Origin of the sequence: Prevotella sp. S7-1-8, assembly GCF_000758925.1 — a bacterium.
Classification (GTDB): domain Bacteria; phylum Bacteroidota; class Bacteroidia; order Bacteroidales; family Bacteroidaceae; genus Prevotella.
On sequence record NZ_JRNC01000051.1, the window covers coordinates 14594 to 38037 of the forward strand.

Annotated in this window: 18 protein-coding genes and 1 tRNA gene; 6 read left to right on the top strand and 13 right to left on the bottom strand. The window is 50.0% G+C overall.

Going from position 1 to position 23444, the window contains the following annotated elements:
* Positions 1-293 precede the first annotated feature (293 nt).
* The 9 genes from tnpB to HMPREF1640_RS08700 all read right to left on the bottom strand — a co-directional run bounded on the left by tnpB (position 294) and on the right by HMPREF1640_RS08700 (position 10527).
* Positions 294-509, bottom strand: a complete 216-nt coding sequence (gene tnpB, locus HMPREF1640_RS12845; protein WP_156098764.1) for an IS66 family insertion sequence element accessory protein TnpB — start codon at positions 507-509, stop codon at positions 294-296.
* 280 nt (positions 510-789) lie between these two features.
* A complete protein-coding gene (gene mfd, locus HMPREF1640_RS08665) occupies positions 790-4320 on the bottom strand; it encodes a transcription-repair coupling factor (RefSeq protein WP_036893937.1) in 3531 nt (1176 codons plus the stop codon).
* A 192-nt stretch (positions 4321-4512) separates the two neighbouring features.
* Positions 4513-5262, bottom strand: a complete 750-nt coding sequence (locus HMPREF1640_RS08670; RefSeq protein ID WP_036893940.1) for a polyprenol monophosphomannose synthase — start codon at positions 5260-5262, stop codon at positions 4513-4515.
* A 70-nt stretch (positions 5263-5332) separates the two neighbouring features.
* Positions 5333-6091, bottom strand: coding sequence for a 1-acyl-sn-glycerol-3-phosphate acyltransferase (locus tag HMPREF1640_RS08675; RefSeq protein ID WP_036893941.1), 759 nt, complete (start codon positions 6089-6091; stop codon positions 5333-5335).
* A complete protein-coding gene (locus tag HMPREF1640_RS08680) occupies positions 6088-7140 on the bottom strand; it encodes a metallophosphoesterase (protein WP_369699828.1) in 1053 nt (350 codons plus the stop codon). Before HMPREF1640_RS08680 ends, HMPREF1640_RS08675 begins: the two co-directional genes overlap by 4 nt.
* Positions 7141-7396: 256 nt before the next feature.
* The gene (locus tag HMPREF1640_RS08685; RefSeq protein ID WP_036893943.1) at positions 7397-8767 is read right to left on the bottom strand and encodes a dihydroorotase; all 1371 of its coding nucleotides are present in this window, start codon (positions 8765-8767) and stop codon (positions 7397-7399) included.
* A 135-nt stretch (positions 8768-8902) separates the two neighbouring features.
* Positions 8903-9685, bottom strand: a complete 783-nt coding sequence (locus tag HMPREF1640_RS08690) for a DUF4369 domain-containing protein (protein ID WP_036893945.1) — start codon at positions 9683-9685, stop codon at positions 8903-8905.
* A 91-nt stretch (positions 9686-9776) separates the two neighbouring features.
* Positions 9777-10184, bottom strand: coding sequence for a hypothetical protein (locus HMPREF1640_RS08695; protein ID WP_036893946.1), 408 nt, complete (start codon positions 10182-10184; stop codon positions 9777-9779).
* Positions 10168-10527: a septum formation initiator family protein gene (locus tag HMPREF1640_RS08700; protein WP_036893974.1), complete on the bottom strand. Its 360-nt coding sequence runs from the start codon at positions 10525-10527 to the stop codon at positions 10168-10170. Before HMPREF1640_RS08700 ends, HMPREF1640_RS08695 begins: the two co-directional genes overlap by 17 nt.
* Positions 10528-10656: 129 nt before the next feature.
* Between HMPREF1640_RS08700 and HMPREF1640_RS08705 the strand changes: the two genes are divergently transcribed.
* Positions 10657-12465: a DNA polymerase III subunit gamma/tau gene (locus tag HMPREF1640_RS08705; RefSeq protein ID WP_036893947.1), complete on the top strand. Its 1809-nt coding sequence runs from the start codon at positions 10657-10659 to the stop codon at positions 12463-12465.
* A gap of 544 nt (positions 12466-13009) precedes the next feature.
* Here HMPREF1640_RS08705 and HMPREF1640_RS13290 read toward each other — a convergent pair.
* Positions 13010-13324 carry a hypothetical protein gene (locus HMPREF1640_RS13290; protein ID WP_231565873.1) on the bottom strand — a complete coding sequence of 105 codons (315 nt, stop codon included), beginning with the start codon at positions 13322-13324 and terminating at the stop codon, positions 13010-13012.
* A gap of 165 nt (positions 13325-13489) precedes the next feature.
* Between HMPREF1640_RS13290 and HMPREF1640_RS08715 the strand changes: the two genes are divergently transcribed.
* From HMPREF1640_RS08715 to HMPREF1640_RS08730, 4 genes are all read left to right on the top strand, one after another.
* Positions 13490-13566, top strand: a tRNA-Arg gene (locus tag HMPREF1640_RS08715).
* 36 nt (positions 13567-13602) lie between these two features.
* Positions 13603-14826: a peptidase T gene (gene pepT, locus HMPREF1640_RS08720; RefSeq protein ID WP_036893951.1), complete on the top strand. Its 1224-nt coding sequence runs from the start codon at positions 13603-13605 to the stop codon at positions 14824-14826.
* Positions 14827-15027: 201 nt separating this feature from the next.
* Positions 15028-15846, top strand: coding sequence for an RNA methyltransferase (locus tag HMPREF1640_RS08725; protein WP_036893952.1), 819 nt, complete (start codon positions 15028-15030; stop codon positions 15844-15846).
* A 39-nt stretch (positions 15847-15885) separates the two neighbouring features.
* Positions 15886-16476 (top strand): NUDIX hydrolase, encoded by a 591-nt coding sequence (locus HMPREF1640_RS08730; RefSeq protein WP_036893953.1) that lies wholly within the window; start codon positions 15886-15888, stop codon positions 16474-16476.
* A 155-nt stretch (positions 16477-16631) separates the two neighbouring features.
* Here HMPREF1640_RS08730 and HMPREF1640_RS08735 read toward each other — a convergent pair whose 3' ends face one another.
* From HMPREF1640_RS08735 to HMPREF1640_RS08745, 3 genes are all read right to left on the bottom strand, one after another.
* Positions 16632-19490, bottom strand: a complete 2859-nt coding sequence (locus tag HMPREF1640_RS08735) for a putative LPS assembly protein LptD (RefSeq protein WP_036893955.1) — start codon at positions 19488-19490, stop codon at positions 16632-16634.
* Between the two features lie 62 nt (positions 19491-19552).
* The gene (locus tag HMPREF1640_RS08740; protein WP_036893956.1) at positions 19553-20110 is read right to left on the bottom strand and encodes an HD domain-containing protein; all 558 of its coding nucleotides are present in this window, start codon (positions 20108-20110) and stop codon (positions 19553-19555) included.
* Positions 20111-20202: 92 nt separating this feature from the next.
* A complete protein-coding gene (locus tag HMPREF1640_RS08745; protein ID WP_036893957.1) occupies positions 20203-21978 on the bottom strand; it encodes a biotin/lipoyl-binding protein in 1776 nt (591 codons plus the stop codon).
* Between the two features lie 170 nt (positions 21979-22148).
* Here HMPREF1640_RS08745 and HMPREF1640_RS08750 point away from each other — a divergent pair, with 170 nt between their 5' ends.
* Complete coding sequence (locus HMPREF1640_RS08750) at positions 22149-22997, top strand: hypothetical protein (RefSeq protein ID WP_052051776.1); 849 nt, start codon at positions 22149-22151, stop codon at positions 22995-22997.
* Positions 22998-23444: the final 447 nt, after the last annotated feature.

A 23444-nucleotide genomic window follows, 5' to 3' on the forward strand; every position in this document is an offset into this window, starting at 1 on the left:
CAAACGATAAATTTCAAAGAAAAGAGTGTGGATATTCCTCATTTCGTTTATTTAGAACATTTTTGCAAAGATATAATAGATAATCTTCCACAAAAAATAATTTAAAGTTCAAGTTGGTTCAAGTAATGAGTTTGGGAACGGAAAACTGTTCATTTGTTTTTGTAAAGAACATGTACAAACTACTATTAATATCGTAAGCATCCGTGTTCTTTAGTTCCGATTTTTATGCTCAAGAAGTTCAATAACAACATCCCAAGTCTAAACGCATCTTTTCTTTATGGTAGCGTTAGGGCTTATTCCTTCAAGCGGAGCTCGCAAGGTACGGAATTCTGCCGTATTATTTTTTGACTCATGCAGCCCTGCGCCATCCGCTTGTGATAGACGACAAAACCACGACGTTCCCAATGAAACAACTTGATTCGGTTAAGAGATCGAATGCAGAAAACGTAAACTACACCATCAAAAGGGTTGAAATCGTAGCCGCGTGCCAATTTGGACAGGCGAAGTATTGCCTGACGGCATGTTCACGCAAGTGCGACGAGCCCGACAACATTTGTTTCGTTGAGTGCAAAAACCAACGTTTTCCAGGCAAAGGAATTAAAATAGGAAAGCCACGCAAAAGCGGCTAACGCTGGACGCTTACGCTGTTTTTGCACTTAATATAAAAAGAGCATGTTAGTTTAATGTAAGACGCTGTATATTAACAGTATCCGAACATCCATATTTCAGGCCGTTTTTCTCCGAAAGTATGCGCGTCTTCAATTATTCGCCATTCCATAGCTCGATGCGTTATACCTGTTTTTCCATATCTCGCAATATCCGCGCGGCTTCTGTGATATTGCGCACGTTGCTGATTTGGATGAGACGCCGCCCATGACTGTCTTTGAAATTGCAACGGCGGGCGTTGGCCATGACATATTTGATGACACGGCCAAATGTGGCGCTTTGGTAGAACGGACTGTCTTGGGCGGACACGAGCTGCATGTTCATGGAGGATTGGCGCAATGTGAGTTTCTCGCAACCAAGTCTTTTGCCCACGCGCCTGAGAGCCACTACCTGCATAAGTTCCTCCCCCTCTGGTGGCACGGGGCCGAAGCGGTCCACCAAGCGCTGTCTATAGGCGGCGAGTTCGTCGTCGTTCTCCATGTTGTCAAGTTCGCGATAGAGCAACATTCGCTCACTGCTGCCTGGCACATACGTGTCGGGGAAATACATCTCAAGATCGCTCTCCACGGCGCAATCGCTCACGAAGTCGGAGCCTGTCACATCGTCTGCCTGCTCAATGGCTTCGGCGTAGAGATCGGAGAACTCGTCATTGCGCAGCTCGGTAACAGCTTGCGTGAGTATTTTTTGATAGGTCTCATACCCCAAATCCTCCATAAATCCACTCTGTTCAGCCCCAAGCAGATTGCCCGCGCCACGTATGTCGAGATCTTGCATGGCCACGTTGAAGCCACTTCCCAGCTCGGAGAAAGCCTCAAGCGCCTCTAATCGCCGTCTCGCCTCGGGCGTGAGCGAGTTCTTGGGCGGCGCGAGCAGGTAGCAAAAGGCCTTTCGGTTGGAGCGTCCCACACGCCCGCGCATTTGGTGCAAGTCTGAAAGCCCAAACCGATTGGCGCCATTGATGATAATGGTGTTGGCGTTGGGTATGTCAATGCCGTTCTCTATGATGGTTGTGGAGAGAAGCACGTCATACTCGTAATTGACGAAATCCATGACTATCTTCTCTAACTCGTTTGGCGCCATCTGCCCATGTCCTATGGCAACTCGGCAATCGGGTATGTGCTTGCGAATGAGATTAGCCAGTTCGTCCAGGTTGGATATGCGATTGTTAACAAAAAACACTTGCCCATTGCGACTCATCTCAAAGTTGATAGCGTCGGCGATCACCTCGTGGCTGAACACGCTCAGCTCGGTATGTATGGGGTGACGGTTGGGCGGTGGGGTACGCATGACGCTCATATCGCGCGCGCCCATTAGCGAGAATTGCAAGGTGCGAGGTATTGGCGTGGCCGACATGGTGAGCGTATCCACATTGGATTTTAGCTTGCGGAGCTTTTCCTTGGTGCTCACCCCAAACTTGTGCTCCTCGTCTATGACGAGCAATCCCAAGTCGTGCCATTTTACCGCCTTGCCCAAAAGTTTGTGCGTGCCGATGATAATATCTATTTTTCCTGTGGCCAAATCGTCCATCACCTGTTTGGTTTGCTTGGCCGTGCGAGCTCGGGTGAGATAGTCCACCCGGACGGGAAAATCTTTCAGGCGGTCTCGAAATGTCTGAAAATGCTGGAAAGCCAGCACGGTGGTAGGCACCAACACCGCCACTTGTTTGGAGTCGCAAGCTGCCTTGAAAGCCGCCCTGACGGCAACTTCCGTCTTTCCAAATCCCACGTCGCCGCATATTAGGCGATCCATGGGGCGGGCTCGCTCCATGTCTTCCTTGACCTCGCGCGTGGCCTTGAGCTGGTCAGGGGTGTCTTCGTACAGGAAACTGGCCTCCAACTCATGCTGCATGAAAGAGTCGGGGCCGAAGGCGAAACCCTTGACGTGCCGCCGCTTGGCGTAAAGACGTATCAGATCGCGGGCTATGTCTTTTACGCGTTTCTTGGTTTTCTCTTTCAAACGCTCCCAAGCGCCCGTGCCCAACGCGCTCAACCGGGGTGGCTCGCCAGAGTTGGCGTTGCGATATTTGGATATTTTGTAAAGCGAGTGGATGGACACGTCCACCTTGTCGTTGTTCTTATAAATGAGGCGTATGACTTCTTGGTACGAGTCGGCAACGCCCGGTTTTGTGATAGGAACCCTTACCAAACCTCCAAATTTGCCTATACCGAAATCTACGTGCACTATGAAGTCTCCCGGCTCCATGTCTTGCAGCTCCTTCATGGTGAGGGCCATCTTGCCGGCTCGGGCCGCGTCTGACTTAAGGTTGTACTTGTGGAAACGGTCGAAGATTTGGTGGTCAGTGAAGAAACAAGCTTTTAAATCATTGTCGGCAAACCCTTCGTGGATGGTTCTATCCACGGCCGTGAAATTGATAACAGACCGCTGAGCGTTGGCGCCAGATCGCTCTTGGTCGGCTCCCATCTCGTCAAAGATGTCGCGCAAACGCTGATGCTGCTTGCGACTGTCGGCCAAAATGTAGAGTGTGTAGCCCTTCAACAGATAGTCTTCAAGCGTTTGGCGCAACAACGTGAAGTTTTTATGGAAAAGCGGCTGGGGCGATACGTGGAAGTCTATGGCCGCTGCGCCGCCTTTGTCAAATTCCGCCACATTGGCCGATGGTTGCATGATTACCTGCTTGAATCGTTGCGCGTCTGTCTCGAATTGGGTGGCGGGACACAATGCGCTCTCCTTGGTCATCTCGCGCAATATTTGCGCCTGTTCCATTTCGGTGGCTCCCTCCATGCGCTCGGCGAGTGCCTGGGCTGAGAAACCCTCGTTGTAAACGCGGTCGATGACACCGCGCACATAAGCCATGTCTTTAGTCACCAAGATGGTTTCTGGCGGCAAAAACCGCGTGAAAGGTGTTTTGTCCAATGCCTGCGCGGCCAATTCGGGCACGATGTCTATTTCCGTTTTCTTGTCCTTGGAGAGCTGGTCCTCCACGCTAAACGTGCGAATGGTATCTATTTCGTCGCCGAAAAAATCGAGACGGAACGGCAACTCGCTCGAAAAAGAATAGATGTCGAGAATGCTGCCGCGTGCCGCAAACTGACCTGGCTCGTACACATAATCTTTCTCCTCGAACCCTAACGCTCGCAAACGGCGTTGCAAATCGACGATATCGACGTTTTGGCCTGTTCGCAACGACATGCGCCGCTCGTCCAAATGAACTTGGTTAACGACCATCTCCGCGATGGCCTCTGGATATGTCACGATATAGACGGCACGATCGGTGGGCTTGGACAACATGGCAAGCGCCTCTGTTCGAAGTATCTCGTTGGCTGGATCGCGTTGTCCGTACTTCGTGGCCCGCCTATAAGAAGATGGGAAGAAAAGCACGGCGGCGAGATTTTCATCCGTGTTCGCGCTTTCGTCTTCGGGGCATTTGGCGGCATGTGGCTCGTCATTGGCATGCTTTCGTGCATACGCTGACATCATGTCGTTGTAAAAATAACCAGCCTCGTCAGCGTCTTGGAGTATGAAAACAAATGTTTTTTTTACTTTTGGAGCCACCGACGAAAAAAACATGGGGGCGGAGGAGGCCACGAGACCTCGCAGGAAAACGGTGTTTATAGATTTGTTTTCCAGTATTTGCGCGAACGCTCCGCCTTGCGGAAGGTTCGCGTACAATTGTTGTAACACTTTTATATCCATTCAAAGAAGTCTCCCGCGCGCTGTCCATTTGCCACCTTTTTGACATTGGCAAAATTGCTTGCCAACAAACAGGATAAAACGTGAGAGACTGGTTCTTTCTTATACTACGGCACATGAGAAATTGGTCTCGCCCCCACCGCTGCCGCCATTGGGTCGCGAAGTTGTCACGCTCGCCAGCTCATTCATGCATGTTTAGGGCTTACGCTTAGGGTATTGCCTTAGCCAGCCATCCAGTCGCAGACGCATTACGCCAAAAAAAGCCTCGCTGAAGATGCTGCCGTTCATCTTGCTGGTGCCCTCTTGTCGGTTGACGAAGACGACCGACACTTCTTTTATCTTGAACCCTATCTTGTAGGCCGTATACTTCATTTCTATCTGGAAAGCGTAGCCCTTGAAACGAATTTTGTCAAGCTCAAGGGTCTCGAGTACCTCGCGCCGATAACAAACAAAGCCCGCCGTGGTGTCGTGGATGGGTATTCCGGTCACTATCCTGACATACTGGGAGGCGAAATAGCTCATCAAGATGCGTCCCATGGGCCAATTCACGACGTTCACGCCCGTCACGTAGCGAGAGCCAACCGACACGTCGGCGCCATCGTCGTGGCAGGCCGCGTAGAGCCGAGGAAGATCGCCGGGATTGTGACTGAAGTCGGCGTCCATCTCTATGACATAGCCGTAATGGCGCTCAAGCGCCCATTTGAAGCCGGCTATATAGGCTGTTCCCAGCCCTTGCTTGCCCGAACGCTCGACGATGAACAGTCGATCGGCAAACTCGGAGGCCATAAGCTCGCGCACTATTTGCGCCGTTCCGTCCGGGCTGCCGTCATCAACAACAAGAATATCAAAACTCTTTTCCAAGGAAAAGACCGCCCTGATGATCTTTTCTATGTTCTCCTTCTCGTTATATGTTGGAATAATAACTATCGAATCACTTGCTTTCATAGTAGTGTTGCATTTGCGTTTAGTGCAAAATTATAAAATAAAATGGTAATATTATTATTTAATGGCATTTTTATTGGTCAGGATTTTCTGCATAATCTTGAAATTCTTTCGTAAGTCCACTCATCACCGTGCGATAGCTCTCTCCTTTCAGATAGTCTATGTTGTCGCGGCCTTGGCCTTGGGGCATAATGGGTTTGTGAATGGTAAGGGTGAGTGGTTGCCAATTTATCCAATGATAATCGCGCGTGCGAGGCATCACCAAGAACGAGCCGTTGATGGTGAGTGGGCACACCGGCAACCGCAACTCATCGGCCAATGAGAAAGCTCCACGGCGGAAAAGCCCCATGTGCCCGGTGAAAGTGCGAGCGCCCTCAGGAAACACCACCAACGACATTTCATCGCGAAGCGTGTCCCGCGCTTCGTCGTAGGTACGCCTAATAGCCGACTTGCTGGTTCGATCCACAAAGATATGATGGGCGGCTTGGCATGCTATCCCAATGAAAGGGAGATTGCGCAACGACTTCTTCATCATCCATTTGAAGTTGCGATCAAGGTAACCGTAGATCAAAAAAATATCGAACATGCCTTGGTGATTGGCCACAAAAACGTATGATTGCCCTTTCTCAAGAAGCTCCCTACCCTCCACCTTGACGGGCAAGAACAGCAAACGCAGGATGAGCCAAGACCAAACTTTGCCAGGATAATAGCCCCAAAAATGGCCATCGCCTATGAAACAACCCACCACCGTGAACATAGCGGTGAGTACTGTGATGACCAAAAAGATGGGCAGGAATACGAGAACTTGATAGAGTCGATACAGATATTTCATTTGTTCAATCGATGTAAGGTTATTAACACGACTTCCGGCGACATCCCAAAACGAAAGGGAATGAGGCCACCAACGCCTGCGGAGACAAACATAGCCTTGCCATTTTCGCGAAATAGACCGTAGTCATGCTTATATATTATAGATGATGGACGAAACCCGAAGAAAGCTATTTGCCCACCATGAACATGCCCACTTAGGGTGAGTTGGATGCGGCCAGACGGCATTATGTACCTCTCCCATGCCTTTGGATTATGCTGCAACATAACTACAAAAGCGCCACGCGCCACTCCACGCATAGTTTTAGGGAAATCGGCCCGAGCCGGCTTCTCGAGGTTTTCCTCGCCCGCAATCACCAACGAGTCGTTGCCGTGACGGATGATGGCATGCTCGTTGAGCAACAGTCGCCAGCCAAGTTGCCGCTCAAGAGCAATAACCTCTTGACAATTGGCAGCCTCCTCTGCCGCGTTCAAGTGCACATACTCGCTGTAATCATGGTTTCCCAATACGGAATAGATGCCGTCCTTAGCACGCAATTTTGCCAAAATGGGGTATGCCGAGCGTATCTCGCAAGGCTTAATATTCTGTAAATCACCAGTGAAAGTTATCAAATCAGGACGTTGTGCGTTGATACTGTCAACGACTCCGCGCAAAATCTGCCGGCGATTGCCATTAAATGATCCTACATGCGCATCGGTGAAATGCACGAGCTTATAACCGTCAAACGCTTCAGGAAGATCGTTAAAGTAGAGCTCCACATGTTCTACGCGGAGCTTACGCACTCCAATGGTAGCCCCATAAATGATAACATACCAACAAAAAAACACTAAAACAGCCCCCAATGAATACCCCCAATTGCGACCGCCATGACGCAAGCGAACCACCCCTTGCCCAAGCAAGATAGACAAGATGAATAGTATTTTTGGTACCACTAACAGGCCAAGAATTAACAGATAAATGTCAATGATGGCCATATTATCAGGTATAAAGTTGCGAATATGGTCTAAATAGATGGTATATACGATGATGCCGATGGTAGGAAGCCACCACAATAATCGTTTCCACCAGCAATATCGGCGAACGGACCGGATATAGCGGACTTCAAAATAAAGATCCGGTAGTATAATAATAAAAAGGAGAAAGTAGAAAATTCGGGCTACCAAGGGTTCGTGATTTAAACGTTATTAAACTGTGTTTTCGACGCGATTGATTTCTCAAACAAGCCTTGATGGCTATTCGATGTTATCCGAAATGAATGGCATCGATTATTTTTCCTATCAAGAATATGTGCTAACCAGTTGATAAACATTATTTTTTATCATTCTCGTTAAATCTGAACCGCAGGGCTTCTCCATAGTAGTTCCGGTCCAAAATGCCATGATCAAAGATATGCCGACCATTGCAAAATGTGTGCACTACTTTCCATTGGTATGTCTGTCCAAGCAGTGGGGACCAACCACACTTACTTTCTATCATACCCGTTGACACCGTCCATGGGTCACATCGCTTTACAATGGTGATGTCTGCCTTATATCCTCGTCGCAAAAATCCACGCTTGTTTATCGAAAACAAACGCGCCGGATTGTGTGCCATGAGCTGTACGAGCCGCTCCAAGGAGAGCACACCCTCGTCGACCAAGGTGAGCATGGTAACCAAAGAGAACTGTATCGTTGGCATGCCCGAGGCCGCCTTGGCGCATCCTCCCTGCTTGTCTGCCAACGCATGCGGCGCATGATCGGTGCCGATGGCACTGATTTGCCCAACAGCAAGGGCCTCGCGCAGAGCTGCCCTATCCTCCTCTCGTTTTATGGAAGGATTGCACTTGATGAGCGCACCTTTCGTTTTATAGTCGCGTTCTGAAAACCATAGGTGGGCGATGACAGCTTCGCCAGTGATCGCGGGCAACTCGTTTTCTACAGTTGGCTTGCCAAACAGTTCAAGCTCTCGTGCCGTGGAAACATGCGCCACATGCAAACGCGTGCCGTAATGACGAGCCAATGCCACAGCCAATGAAGTGCTCGTATAGCATGATTGGGCCGAACGTATAAGCGAGTGGAGCGCGATATCAGGGTCGTCGCCATATTGTTGTTTGGCCTTGGCCATGTTCGCGGTAATCATGGCAGTGTCCTCGCAATGTGTCATGAGCGGCAATTGCAAATCGGCGCATGTCTTGAAGATTTTTTCCAAAGCATCCCTCCGATCCACGAGCATGTTTCCCGTGGACGCGCCCATAAAGAGTTTCACGCCCGGGAAACGCGTCCTGTCAAGCTGGGAGAACGTCCGCGCGTTGTCCTTGGTGGCGCCAAAGAAAAAACCATAGTTCACATGACTACGGTCGGCAGCCATCGCTATCTTTTCGTCCAGGGCCTCGGGGGTTGTCGTTTGCGGGACGGTGTTAGGCATGTCAAGAAACGACGTGATCCCTCCCACTGCCGCCGCGCGCGACTCGCTCTCCATGTTCGCCTTGGAAGTAAGGCCAGGCTCTCTAAAATGCACATGCTCATCAATGATTCCTGGCAATACAAAACAACCCTCGGCATTGACCACTTTATCGCCCGTGTCGCGGGATACATGTTGCCCCTCTATAATATCCGTGATACGGTCGTCGTCAACAATGATGGTAGCCTCAAAGGTTTTGCCCTCGTTGACAACGCGACCGCCAACAATAATAGTTCTCATAGCAGGGAAAAATAAAGCTTAATATAAATAGGTGTCTACCGTCATTTTGCCGCAAACGTCGCGCGCTCGTCTCTCTTTGGGCGCGCATGCCATCAATCATCACGCTGGCAATTCGCCCGCTCCATTTGCCAATGATTATTTCGGAGAGGCCAACTGGTTGGGAGTTGGGCCGTCAGCGGGCGGCGCCACAACGGCAGACGGCTCATGGCGCGGGGCGTCTTGCATGCCATTCATGATATTCTGATTCTGCTGCGCGGCTTCGTAATACGCCTTCACTTGGGGATTGTTCTTGAATTTTTCCGTGGCCTTGCTCATGATATCCTCTATCCACGCGTCGAGCATAGGCACATCGTAACGGCTCATACAAGTGTTGATGAACACATAAGGACCAAGCACATTGTCGAAATTATCCACGACAAAATTAGTGACAAGTTTGTCTGTTCTCTGGTTGATGACTTCGTCTTCAGCCGCCAATTTCGCGTTGACCGCGCTCATGTCACTACCGTTCATAATGGCCTGGTCATGCTTGTGGACCAAGTCATTGCTTTGGTTCATGAGCTGGGTGAATTTTTGACGGAAATCAGACAGCTTGTCGTTGAGCGGTGTGCCGGTGACGCTTTCTTGCGTGTTGTCTATCATCACCACGATATCCCCGCCCTCAAGCACCACGGGCAGGCCTACGTTTTCATCCAAAAAGATGTTGGCAATACGCACGGAGTCTATAGCGCCCTGAAACTGAAACTGCCCATGCACCACATCACACGAATCTATTTTTTTCAGCGTGGAGCCCTTGTAAACTTTCAAATACAGCTTTTGGCCGTCAAGCGTGGATACATTTGACGATCCCGCTATGTTAAAAGTGTCCGCGCATGATGTAAAGGTCAGTATGCTAATTACCGCGTAAAGTATTTTATTCATAGACCATAATTTCTTCAAGTAACACAAAGGTAACATGTATTGACGACGCAAAAAAAAAAATTATGCTATTTAAAGATTATATCTCATCTTTTTAGCTTTTTTTTGATAGTTCGCGGTCTATCCTGTGCACGGAATAAACCTCCAAGACCACCGCTATGAGCAGCAGCGCCACCCATTTGTTAAACACATAGTTGCAATAGTCCACCATGTTGGCGAACAGGGGGCGGAAAAACCCGTACGCGTTGTCCGCCATCAACATTCCGGCCAACACGAACATCAAGCCGGCCAAGCCCTGGACGCGTTTCAGTCGCCTTAAAGTTATATCGCCACCCTCGTAAGCCTGCGTTGTTTGCATGGCGGCAAACAACAGGGCGCCCACCAAGAACACCCAGCAGAATATGGGCTGATGCCACATCATGGAGAAACTTCCGGCGCCAATCACCATCAGGGCGCCACCTAAAAGAAATATCGCACTTTGCGTTCTATTGAGCTGTTTCATCTATATTGTTCGCTTTTTCTATCGCCTCGTCCGCGGCCTGCTGGTCCGTGCTCAGCACATATATGTCCTCGTCGTCCGCTTTCATGAAATAGCGTTCGCGAGCGATCTTGCGTATGGCTTTTGGGTTGCGCCTCAACTCGTCAAGCGCTTGCGTGGCTTTCTCGTTCTGCAGGTTGTATTTGCGTATCTCGTCCCTCATCTTGCCAATCTGCATGTCATATTGCACACGCCGCAAGAAACTGTTATCGTCAATGAATCCCACAAGAGCCACGCCCACAACAAAAGTTATCACATATTTATATTGTGACAACATATTCCACAAATTGGTAAGTTTGCCGCTCATTTGCCATTCATAATCTTTGCTGCAAAGATAACGCAAAAGCGGCAAAAGACAAAAGAAAACATTATATTTGTTTGGCTTTCCACCCAATTAAAGCTAACTTTGCAACAATTAACTATCTGTCATTACGCTATGGACAACTATATTGTATCGGCCAGGAAATACCGCCCCGCGTCTTTTGGCTCCGTGGTTGGGCAAGACGCCCTGACCACGACGCTAAAAAACGCCGTCATGGGGGGCAAGCTGGCGCACGCCTATTTGTTTTGCGGTCCACGAGGAGTGGGCAAGACCACATGCGCCCGTATATTTGCCAAGACCATCAACTGCGAGCACATCACGGCGGATGGCGAGGCTTGCGACACGTGCGAGAGCTGCAAATCGTTCAATGAGGGCCGATCGTTGAACATCTTTGAGCTTGACGCCGCCAGCAACAATTCGGTGGAAAACATCAAGACGTTGATGGAACAGACGCAAATTCCACCGCAGGGAGGCAAGTACAAGGTATTTATCATAGACGAGGTGCACATGCTTTCCACTTCGGCTTTCAATGCTTTTCTCAAAACGCTCGAGGAGCCGCCTGCGCACGTCATCTTCATTCTCGCCACCACTGAGAAGCACAAAGTGCTGCCCACCATTCTCTCAAGGTGCCAGATTTATGACTTTGAGCGCATGACCGTACCTAAAATCACTGATCACTTGAAGATGGTGGCGGCGCGAGAGAACATCAGTTGCGAGGAAGAGGCATTGCGTGTTATCGCCGAGAAGGCAGACGGAGGCATGCGCGACGCCCTGTCCATCTTTGACCAAGTGGCCAGCTTTTGCCAAGGCAACATCACCTACGAGCGAGTGCTTGAGGACCTAAACATGCTCGACTCTGAAAATTATTTCAAGATTGTCGACCTTGCATTGGCAAACCGAGTAAGTGACATTATGCTAACGCTCAATGGCATCATAGCCAAGGGATTTGATCCGGGGCACCTTGTCAACGGGCTATCCTCGCACATTCGCAACGTGATGATGGCCACCGACAAACGCACGCTTTCACTTTTGGAGGTGAGCGAGCGACAACGACAAAAATACCAAGAGCAGGCCGGCAAATGTAGCACGCGCTTCTTATTCCAAGCTCTGAAGATATTGAACGAGTGCGACGTGAACTATCGGCAGAGTAGCAACAAACGGCTCTTGGCAGAGCTGACGCTCATTCGCGTGGCCCAGCTCACCCAATCTGACGAAGACGATGACGCAGGCGCGGGGCGTAGCCCCAAGTGCTTGAAAATCCTGTTCAAAAACCTAAAGACTTCCCAACCTCAACCGTCTCGACAGGTGGCGGTGGCCGGGAAGTCTGCCAAAGCGAACCAACAATCATACGAAACCGTCGCGGCGGAACGCGCCACAAGCGGCTTGACCGCGTCGGAGCCACGCCACGCCGCCGCGACCCCCTCACCATCAAAGGGCACAGCGCCTCGAATAAAGCTCAAAAACATTGGCATGACGTTTGACCATCTGAGACATGGCACGCCGTCACCCAACTATGTGGACGTTAAGAAGACGGATGAAAAGGTCATCCCCACCAACATCAAGAAGTTCACCGATGACGAGCTTGGCATGCAATGGACACTGATGTGCAACCGTATGCCCCACCATTTGGTAGGTTTGGCGTCGCGCCTTAAAAACATCACGCCCCATATAGTGGATTACCCTGCCATAGAGGTGACCATTGACAATGAGATACTTTATGGACAGGTAAAGGAGATAATAGGCAACATCACCGCCACGATGAAAAAAAATCTGGGTAACAATGCCATCTCAATCAACTTGCAATTGACTAAAAATAATGGTTCAAGCAGGGCTTATACCAAGCGTGAAATTTTTGACAACATGCGCAAAAAAAATCCTGCCATAGAAAAACTCAGACAGAACTTAGGCCTCGAATTGGCCTAAATTCTGTCTTCAAAACTTAGCGACGCTTTTATCCGCGTGGCGGCACGACCTTCAAAAAGATTGCCAAGCAATAAAGATCGTTACGCCGCTTGCCTTTTGAGCGACATCTATACAGCGGACTTGCGAAAACAAATTTTGTAAGTATTTATACCATTTATTTATCGCTCCATAACTGATACGTTTGGCCATTTTACGCTTGTCCCGAAGCCATCTTGGCGTCAAACCACGCCGAGCGAGCCATGGACCTCCTGTCATTAGGCACGAATGGCAACGCCGCCAATGCTTAAAGGCGTGTCGTTTGGACGCCATTCGGCTGTCGTTTGATACCTGATCGAAACGCGATCAATACTTAATCGCCAAACAAATAGGTTGTCATTTTAAACGAAAGCAAAATGACATTATCATAATATGTTGTCTTTTAGCCAATTGCAAGAGCATGCCCATTTCCCCAATTTACAGGAACACAATCTGCTTTTTACAATAAATTCATGTAAACCAAACCCGATGTAATAATAATTCGACATGTTTTTTTTATTTTCCAACGTCACCATTCGTCGGGCAAAACATTTTCGAGCCGAGGCGGGCATGCCGGCACTCTACTTGCCCGGAAATGTCGTTCCATTGCCCCACCGCACCCCACCGCGCGCCCAAGGTATGCAAGCGCGCGTACTCGCACGGTGACCACGGACTCCAAGCCCCACCCACCCACATAGGGCGAACGCAGCTTATCCAATTCCTCATCGGCGCGAATGGCATTCGTCGCACACGCAACAATCCATTTTGACGCTGCATTTATCTTTCCGCACGAGTTCAAGGATAAATTGCATGAAGTTTGCGACACCCACGAAATCTTTTTCAAAATGTCATGGTTGTTCCTTTTTTCGATACACCTTGAAACCAACGGCTCGCACCAAGACAGCTTGACCAATGGACATGTGGCTTTGAAAAAATATTTCTTACTTTTTTAACCATAGCCTTTGCACTTTCCAAAATAATTGCTACTTTTGCATCTAATTCGTTTAAAGGCTCCGTAGCTCAGTTGAATAGAGCACAAGATTCCGGTTCTTGGTGTCGCGGGTTTGAGTCCCGCCGGAGTCACCATGAAGCACGACTTCAAAACCTTTTTTCTTTATAGACATGGATATCACCGAACGATTTATTAATTATACTAAGTTCGACACACAGTCGGCGGAAGGCTCCGACACAACACCCAGCACAGCCAAGCAACTCATCTTCGCGAAATACCTGAAAGAAGAACTTCATGCCGAAGGGTTGAAAGACATAGAAATGGACGGGATGGGCTATATCTATGCCACACTTCCTTCCAACATTAAGAAAGAGGCGCCGACCATTGGCTTTATCGCTCACTACGACACCGCGCTCGACGCAAGCGGCGCCAACGTCAAGGCACGCGTCATAAAGAATTATGACGGCGGCGACATTGAGCTGTCGCCGGGTATTATTTCATCACCCAAGAAATTCCCGGAACTGTTAGAGCACAAAGGAGAAGATATCATTGTGACTGACGGCACGACGCTGCTGGGAGCCGATGACAAAGCTGGTATAGCGGAGATAGTACAGGCCATGTGTTACCTGCGCGACCACGACGAAATTAAACATGGTGATATTAGAGTGGCTTTCAACCCTGACGAGGAGATTGGCATGGGCGCTCACCACTTTGATGTGGAGCGTTTCGGATGCCAATGGGCATACACCATGGACGGTGGAGACATAGGCAACTTGGAATATGAAAACTTCAACGCCGCGGCTGCCAAAGTCACCATCAAGGGCGTGAGCGTACACACGGGTTATGCCAAAGGCAAGATGATAAACGCCAGCAGGTTGGCATGCGAGTTTAACGGCTATATCCCAGACACGGACATACCCGAGAACACCGAGGGCTATGAAGGCTTCTATCATCTCACCAACATGGAGACGAGGTGCGAGGAAGCGTTGTTAAGCTATATCATTCGCGACCATGACCGCAAGAAATTCGAAAGGCGGAAGGCCTTTGTCGAGAGTGTCGCCAAGCGGATGAACGAGAAATACGGAGAGGATACGGTCGTGGTGGAAACGCGCGATCAATATTATAACATGAAGGAGAAAATAGATCCTGACATGTATGTCATTGACATTGTGCTCAAGGCCATGCAAGAAACAGGCGTGACGCCAAAAGTGAAGCCCATTCGCGGCGGCACAGACGGCGCGCAGCTAAGTTTCAAAGGGTTGCCCTGTCCCAACATTTTCGCTGGCGGCGTGAACTTTCACGGACCATATGAGTTTGTTTCTATCCAAGTGATGGAAAAGGCTATGCAGGTTATCACGAAGATTTGCGAGATCACAGGAACGTTTAATGACTAAGGAGGAGACCATTTCCCCTTTCGTTGTCAAATTCGAAGGCTTCATCTCTCGACAACTCGCGGCAAGACGCATGAAAGCTATCCGAGGTTAAACCATGAGCCTCCTCACACCCCGATATCAGTGTGGCGTGGGGAGCGTTTGTTTTTGAGGGCATGAGAAAACAATCCATGCCCCTGCGATTATAGAATTACCATCATACAAATGACATTCGAGAATATTATCACAAGCGCGCAAAACCAGAGAGTTAAGCGACTCATGGCCTTGCAACAAAAATCGGTTGAACGCAAAAAGAGTGGGCTGTTTGTGGTTGAGGGCGTGCGCGAGTTGCTGCATTGCATCCGCGCGGGCTATGAGGTGGAGTGCTTGTTTCGTTGCCAAGACATTTTGGGGTCGAACCCCGACGCGCGGAAAATTAAAACGCTCGCACCGGACGCGCCCATCTATGACGTTTCAAAAAAAGTGTATGAGAAGATGGCTTACCGGGGCACCACGGAGGGATTGATGGCAGAGATGCGAGCAAAAGACAAGTCCCTGGACGACCTCAAACTGCCCGAGAATCCTTTTTTGGTGGTGCTGGAAAGCGTGGAGAAACCGGGAAACCTTGGCGCCGTGCTCCGAAGCGCAGACGCCTCGGGGGTGGACGCGGTCATCGTATGCGACCCTCTCACAGATCTTTTCAACCCCAACCTGATACGCGGCAGCGTAGGCGCGGTCTTCACGGTGCCCACGTTGGCATGCGGCACCGAGGAGTGTATTGACTTCTTGAGGTCGCACGGCATCCAAATACTAACCGCCCAACTGCAAGATTCCGCGCTCTATTACAACACCGACATGCGCCAGCCCACCGCCATCGTCATGGGCACTGAGGCTACGGGACTTACAAACGCTTGGAGACAAGCCGCCAACGCCCATATCCGCATCCCCATGTTGGGACATCTCGACTCTCTCAATGTGTCGGTGAGCGCGGCCATACTGATGTATGAGGCGGTGAGACAAAGGAGCCATGGGCTTGGGTTGTAAATTAAATAAACAAAAAAGCGAATTGAAAACCCACATGATATGAGACAGAGACGCGACGAGGAGATGGCGTGGAAAAAACTTGATAGCAAGTATATCATACATAGACCGTGGCTCACGGCACGCCGAGACAAAGTTCAATTGCCCAACGGCAAGGTTTTTGACGAATACTATGTACTGGAGTATCCCACATGGGTTAATGTCGTGGCTGTGACGCAATCGGGCGAATTGATATTGGAACGGCAATATCGTCATGCGCTTGGCATCGTCTCGACGGAGATTGTCGCTGGATGCGTGGAAAAAGGCGAGACACCATTAGATGGCGCCAAGCGCGAGTTGCTGGAAGAGACAGGGTATACGGGCGGCACGTGGTCTGAGCTAATGGCGGTCGCGCCCAACCCCAGCACAATGACCAATCTTTGCCACTGCTTCGTGGCTAAAAATGTCATACCGACCACCAATCGTCATTGGGATGAGACAGAAGATATAGAAGTGTTTCTCAAAAGCAAGCGTGAAACGCTTGAGATGTTGCGGCAGGGGCAGTTCGCGCAGGCCATGATGATCGCGCCACTATGGAAATATTTTGCCGACCATACAGACTTGTTGCAAAGTAGGCAAGCGCCATCCGAATGACGCCCAAGCCTCTCGTATGGACCCAATCCTATCCATTCGGGAAAAACTTGCGCTATCACGGTGACGGGATGGCCTTGTCACCGGGTTATGAAAGAAAATCGCAAGAGACGTTTATAGTTTCTATAGAAATATAAACTTCGTTTCAAACATACCTTTTAATACCATTGCACGGCGTTGCTATAACCACTCCGCTTGTCATATTTCAACGCATCTGTCAACGTTGCCGCATTGGCTCTGAAGGAGAAATTGTAGCTTGTGTATGGTGCCAACACTACGGAGCAACTCATGTTGAAACAATGAAGGTCGCGTTGCAATGAGGCCGTTGTCATGGATATTTGCTTGTTTTCGAAATCATAACCACTGGAGAAACTTATATTCCAACCGTCGCTGATACGCAGATTTCCGCTCACATTAAGTGTCTGGGTGAATTTGTACGGATATCTCATGCTCTTCTTGTTGAACCTTCCACCACGGTCCTCGCGCATCGTGATGCCATAGCCAAAAGTCAATGACCACGGCATGGAAAAGGGCAAGTAGCCGTCATCGTCCGTGGAGGCCTTGCCGCCGTTTTGTTTTTTGTCAGCTCCACGCCTGCCTTTTTCCATCGCATCGTCTATGTTGCTCTCAATATTTGTGTCAATATCCTCGTCGTCATGGTTCTTGTCATCGTCTTTCTCCTCGTCCTTGCCACTGAAAAGTTTTTTTATTTTCTCGGGATTGAGCGTATAAGATATATTTTGTGACATGCCTTGAAAGCGTCCGAAACGGCCACATCCCCACTCCGTTCGATCACCGACGTATGGTTTGCCGTTCTCGTCAAGCTCGTAAGCGTATGTGGCGAACACAGCGTTGAGGTTGAAAGTATAATTTTTCCACCACTTCAACCTTATACGCATGGACAAGTCACTCCATGGTTGGCGGCGCGCAGCCATATTGTATGACATAGAGGCGCCAAGCTCATCTATCAAGCTTATTTTCTTGAAGCCAGTGGAATCTTTGTCGCTTTTGACCTTCATCTCTATGTTGTTGCTCACGTCCCAAGACACACTTCCAGTACGTCCTTTGCCCGGAGGCCCGTAAAGACCCGTGGAATAAGGAGAGTATTCCACCAACGAGACGTTTCCGTCACGGTCTGTTTTTTGGTAGGTCTGGTAATAACCATAGCGCGCCGAGCCAAAATCAGGCGCGTAGCTAAAGCTCACTTGTGGCGTGAACACATGTCGGATGGCTTGAATCTTTTCACCGAAAATTTTTCGGTTTGGAATGTAAAATCCATATAATTTGGTGCTGGCCGAAACGCTCATGTTCCAGTTATAGATGTTGTGAAAACCGTAAGTGGTATCCGCCACCTCAGTTTGGGTGGCTTGATTCCACGACTTTTCCACCTTGGACATGGTCATTCGGTCAGTAAAATTAAATGAGGGCGTGACATTTATAAATTTGAAAAGCGTGAAAGACGCGTTGATAGGGATGTCATGTTGCATGCCATTGTGCCAATCTTTCACGATATTGGAGTGGAGCAATAGGTTTTCCTTGGTTTGGATAGAGTTGCTCATCTGTCCGGTATAGCTCATGGATATTTTCTCGTACCAGCGTTCCTCGCCCACCCTGCGCTTGCGCCTGAATGGGTAAAAACGGCTGACAGAAACATTGACGTCTGGCAAAGTTAGAGATATGGTGGAGTTTTGCATGTCTTGCGAGAGGTTGGCCGAGGTGCTCAACGAGAGTCCTATGCTTGAGAAAGTGGTGCTCCAGCTTACCGAAGAGGTGCGCGTGGTTTGGGTCATGGCTTGCGGATTGTACATGCTCGTGAGATTGTTTCGTTCGTAGCTTGACGTGGCAAAGTTGACGCTCGCCGACAAAGAGCTGAATGGGTTGGCCTTGGAGTCTTGCCGATGGCTCCATTGCAGCTTGAAGCTCTCTTGCTCCTGGAAGTCCGGCATGCCCTTGTCTCCGGTCTTGGTGTCTTGGTAAGCGGCAAAAAACGACCCGCTGTACTTGTAGCGTTTGCGATAGTTGCTGGCAGCGGAGATGCCCCACGACCCCTTGGTGTAAATTTCGCCAAGCAATTTCAAGTCCCATTTGTCACTGACAGCGAAGTAGTAGCCTCCGTCGCGGAGATAGAAACCGCGATTATTTTCGTCGCCATAGGAAGGCATGATAAAGCCGCTGGAATAGCTTTTGGTGAATGGGAAAAAACCATAAGGGATGGCCAAAGGCAATGGGACGTCTGCCACCACAAGATACGCCGGGCCAAAAATCACATCCTTGCCTGGGCGCACTTTAGCTCTCGACAGGGCTATATAGAAGTCTGGGTGCTCCCTGTCGCAAGTGGTGTAGCGGCCGTGAGCAAGGAAAAGCTCGCCCTTGTCATTACGCTTTGACACCTTACTGACAAGATAACCGTCTTCTTGTTGGGTATACGCATTGCGCACAATGCCCTTCTTACTCTTAAAGTTGAACGCCATGGTGTCGGTGTCATACTTGTCCTGTCCCATAGTGAAGATCGGACGTCCCTTGATGCCAGCCTTCTGCGTTGAGTCCGCGCTGCCCGTTGCGCGCACCAAACTGCTGTCCAGACTCATGTATATTTTATCGCTTTTGAGGTTCATGTTTTCATAACTCACCTCGGCCGTGCCGTAAAGATGGGCAGTGTTTGATTTGGCCTCATATACCAAAGAGTCTTGCGCCTCGTATTTAACGGGGGCGTCTATGCCACTCTTTTTCTTTTTGTTAAGGGAGTCCAACCTGATGGAATCGTCCACCATCTTGTTGTGATGGTAAATGGCAAGCTGGAGCGAATCCATCATGGTGGTATCGGTTTTGGCGTCCGCGTTGCCCTCCGTGATGGCGGAGTCTTTTAACGTGGGATGATCGTCGGGGGCAAGTTTGACTTTCGTCGTGTCGTCGTTGACGGAATTGATATTTTTATTAAAAAATCCGGACACGTCGCTGTTTGCCATGGAAAAAACCATGACGAAAAGCGTAAATATGACGAGAAGCCGTGTCTTCATTTGTGGTACAAAAGTAGGTAATAAATGGTGAAAAGTCGTGTGTTTTCGCAATTTTAACTTTGTTATTCAAACATTGCCTCCCATGCCTTAAAGCGTTCCAACCCGCCATCGCCAAAACGAGCGATACTTCGCTCGGCCTCGGCGAGGGTTCGCTCATGTCGCAATTTTGTCTTGCTGTAGAATTTATCAGCGTAGCACACCACCTTTTCTTCCAATGTCTCGGGCAAATAGTCTTGGTGGGGCAACGGAAGATTGCCCGAAACGATAGCTTCCTTTGTCAATCCAGCACCCGTGTGACGCTCGCACACGCGAGCATGGCGAGGGTATCCCTCGGCGCGCATCAAGTTAGCGCCAATTATCCCATGTCGCAAATAGGGCTCTTTTCCATGGCAACAGATGCCCGGAGCATCGCACTCGAAGATGCCGATGTCGTGCAACATGGCCGCCTCTTCCACAAACGCGCGGTCAAGGCCAAGCTCCGGATGGCGGTCGCAAATTTGCAACGCCCTGCGCGTAACCGCTATGCTATGTGTCAAGAAAACGCGGCGCAACTCGCTATCCTCTGGATAATACTTGTCTATCAGTTGCGCCACCCAATTGGGTTGTACTCGATAATCCATGACTTAAAAAACTATCGCCCTCTCCTCCGCTTTGGAGAAAAGGGCGAATATTTATTTATTGATAAATGTATATCACTGGCGAGCCCAAAAGATTATTCGTGATCCCTTTCGATATAAGCTATCACATCACCCTTTTGCACCTTTGATCCTTGCTTTGCGCCTATCTCGACGAGTTTTCCCCCGAGGCTGGCGCCTACCTCGACAAACTCGCCCCAAGGAGCCTGGATGTAGCAGAACGCATCTCCCTCCTTATAGGTCTTGCCGATGTATGGCTCTATCGCCGGAGCGGCCTCTCCGTCGCCTTGGAACTCCCAGTACACCTGTCCCTTCACGGGAGCCACGATGGCATCGGCTTTGGCGTGCTTGTACGCGGCCAACTGCTCTGGCGTGGCGTTACCGCCAAGCTTGGCATCTTTAGCCTTCTGCAAGTCGGCCAAGAAATTTTTCTTGGCTTGACCACTCTTATAGTTCCTGTATTGCTCTGGGTGCATGGCCAATTCCCACAGCTCCTCGTCGTCCTGACCATAGTCCCAGCCATTCTCGTCCATCTCCTTCTTGAAGTCGTCGAGCGCGTTTGGCAATAGCGTGTGTGGGTCGGCGTCGGTAAACTCGAAACCCTTTTCTTTGGCCAGCTTGACAATCTCGTCGTCAATCTTGCCGGGCACCTTGCCGCTCTTGCCAAGGATCATGCCCCACATGGCGTCGTCCATCATGACATACCGCCCCTTGCCTTGTTCCAATGTGAGCAGGTTGAAAAGCGCGATGTTCTTGGTGTACTGCGAGAACGGCGTTACCAAAGGTGGATATCCCACCCTCGGCCACACGTAAGCCACCTCGTCAAAGAGCTTGATGAGCAGGTCGTCCATGCTCTGTGGCTCCTCGCCCTTCTTCTTGCGCAGGTTGTTGATGGTGTCGTACATGCCTTTCAGATCAGACATCATGGAGCCCATCATGCCGCCAGGCAGGCCACAGGTGAGCAGTAGCGAGCTCATCACCTTGTTTTGCGGGTTGATGAAACAGCCAAGCCATTCGTCGATGAACTCTTGCGTGAGTGCGCGCGCTTTCATGTACGCGCTCATGTTGATATCCGGAACGTCAAAGCCCGCGTTGCGAAGCATGCTCTGAACGGATATAACGTCAGGATGCACCTTGCCCCATGACAGTGGCTCTATGGCCGTGTCAATGATGTCCACACCATTGCGGCACACCTCAAGGACCGATGCCATGCTCAGTCCGGGACCGGAGTGGCCGTGGTATTCCAATATAATATTGGGATGCTTGTCCTTGATACGTTTGGCCAACTGGCCCAAGAACGCCGGCTGTCCGATGCCAGCCATGTCTTTCAGGCATATCTCCTCCGCCCCTGCCTCGATCTCCTGATCGGCCAAGCGCTCATAATAGTCGAGCGTATGTATGGGAGACGTCGTGATGCACAGCGTGCCCTGCGGGGTCATGCCCGCCTCCTTGGCCCACTTGATGGAAGGCGCAATGTTACGAATGTCGTTCAGACCGTCAAAAATACGTGGTATATCCACGCCCTGCGCGTGTTTCACCCTGTACATCATGGCACGCACATCGTCCGGCACCGGATACATACGCAGGGCATTCAAGCCGCGGTCTAACATGTGGGTTTTGATGCCCACTTCATTAAATGGTTTGCAAAAGGCGCGCACTGCCTCGTTCGGGTTCTCGCCGGCAAGCAATTGCACTTGCTCGAAAGCGCCGCCATTGGTCTCCACGCGCGAGAAACATCCCATGTCGATAATTACCGGGGCGATACGCTCCAACTGATCTTTGCGAGGCTGAAACTTGCCTGAGCTCTGCCACATGTCTCTATATATGAGACTAAACTGAATTTTCTTGCTCATTATTTTTGTGCTTTCAATTCATATTTCAAAACCAGTCCTTCACCTATGTATTGAGAGGAATGGCATTACGAATAGGTATGCAAAATTAGATAAAAAAATCCAAATTAGGTCCGATAGCGCGTTTTTTTTATTCTTTTATAATTATCTTTGCAAAGAACAACAGTCCATGCATGATGATATTTAGAAAAATATTCGCCGCAACATTTATTGTCACATCCATCGTGAGCTGCAAGCCCCAAGCCGCCGACACAAGCAATATAAACGACCCATTCGCAGGAGATTACAGGATGGCTGGCGACAGCACCGTCTACGGATTGGCCTGCAAGGGAAGCTCGGACGACGCCATACTGTTATTGCCCGCGGACGGAAGCGACCCCGTGAGGTATGACATTGTTTCAGCCACGCGCAAGAACAAAGTGCTGGGCAGCGTCAATACGGGCGACCGCATCGCGTTGGTGCCAAACAAGAAACGCGCGAACGTGGCCGACATGGTTATCAATCTGGATGAGCTGAGGGGCGTGTGGTGCTACATGGTCATGCCGCGAATGCGGCAAGACGGCCACGAGCAAGAGCAGGCGCGAGGCCGCGCCAAAGACTCGATGGCCGATTCCCTGTCGCTCTCCCTGCTCGTGCCACTCGAATATGGCTTCTGGCTCAAATCGCAAGGAGAGGCTGCCAGCGTGGGCTACATACGCGAGCTGAACGCCTTGGCGGACGGAAATCCCGTGACGTACCCAGCACTTGACTATTTCGTCAAATGGCAAATATGGAACGGAAAATTTGTCATGGCGAGCGGAAGGCCCAAATACGACAAGGACAACACGGTGGAAGGCTACACCGACATCAAGTACGACACATGTTCCATAGATTTTCTTAGCCATGACTCGCTGGCTCTCACCGACCGCAATGGCACCCGCGGCTACCACCGCAAGAAAGATGCCAGCGAGGTGAACAAGAAAGCGCAGGCCGTCGCCGCCAAGCACAAGAAAGCCGCCTTAAGAAGAAACGCCCTGCCATAAGGTGCGGCGGGGCGCATGCGAAACGATGATTTGGGTGGGCGGGAAGCACCTCAATCTGTCAAGAATATATCAAAAAAACAGGTGGTCCACAACCTGTTGATTTAGCGGCAAAAACATGAATTGTTTATTTTAAAAAGACATTGGCAACATGTTTGTCTCGCGGATATTTTGCCATTGGCACTCATTGACGCCGCGTTTCGGCACTAAACGCAAGCCGTTTCGGCCTTTTTCACGCTTCGTCCAAGCCCCAATGGCGGCACGATTAAGGCCCAATGGCAAGTCGATTGGAAAACTTTTTGGGGCAGATTTCATATTTTCAATCCCATCGCGCTGATTTACAGCGCATGAAAGAAAACTCACGTGCCTCGCTCATTTGCAGGCAACGCCTCCGCCATTTGCATACAAGTGATTTCTGAGAGGTGTTTTGTCATGTTTTTTCCGCGTTGT